Annotated in this window: 1 pseudogene; it reads left to right on the top strand. The window is 77.9% G+C overall.

The features are described from left to right. Positions 1 to 895: pseudogene (locus tag GTR00_RS21800) on the top strand (hypothetical protein); the annotation flags it as partial. Positions 896 to 903: the final 8 nt, after the last annotated feature.

Below are 903 nucleotides of genomic sequence, written 5' to 3' on the forward strand. Positions count from 1 at the left end.
CCACCGCCCCGCCCTCGCCGCCGCCCTCGCGCTGCTCGCCACCGGACTGACCGCCCCCGCGGCCGCCGCGGCGACCCCGCGGGCCACGACCGTGCCGTGCGGGGCGGTGCTCACCACCAGCGTGCGCCTGGCCGCCGACGTCACCTGCCCCGACGGGCGGGGCCTGACCCTGGCCGCGGACGGGATCGAGCTGAACCTCAACGGCCACGCCCTCACCGGCCCCGGCGAGGCGTACGGCACCGTCGGGGTGCGGGTGGCCGCCCGCGACGTCGTCGTGCGCGGCGGCACCGTGGCCGGCTGGGGCGGCGGCGTCGTCGCCGGCACCGACCCCTACCAGGAACGGGCGCGCGGCCCCGTCAGCGCGGTCGTGCGCGGCGCCCGCCTGGAGGGCAACGGCACCGGCGTGGACGTGCAGCAGGACGGCGCGGTCGCCGTGCGCGACAGCCGCTTCACCGGCAACGGCCTCGCCGGCGGTTCCGTCACCGACGGCCGCCTGCTCGTGGAGGGCTCCACCGCCGACGGCAACGAGAGCGGTTTCTCCTCCTTCGACGTCGGCTGGGACGGGCTGGTGCTGCGCGGCACCACCGTGCGCGGCGGCGAGCACGGCGTCGGGTGCAGCCAGGACGGGCACCTGGTCCTGGAGGACAGCACCGTGCAGCGCACCGCGACCGCCCTGGAGGCGTTCCAGTGCAGCGCGCGCGTGGAGGGTTCCACGTTCCTGTGGAACGACCGGCACGTGCGCCGCTTCCTCGTCGACACCGACACCGTGCGGTTCCGCTGCTCCGCGTTCTCCCGCGACGGCGGCCCGCTGGGCGTGCCGCTCACCGCCTGCGACTCCGCCGCGCCCACCACCGTCCCCGGCACCCGCGTGTCCGGGACGTTCGAGCCGGCGTGACCCCACCC

The sequence above is a fragment of the Kineococcus indalonis genome (assembly GCF_009906395.1).
GTDB lineage: Bacteria > Actinomycetota > Actinomycetes > Actinomycetales > Kineococcaceae > Kineococcus > Kineococcus indalonis.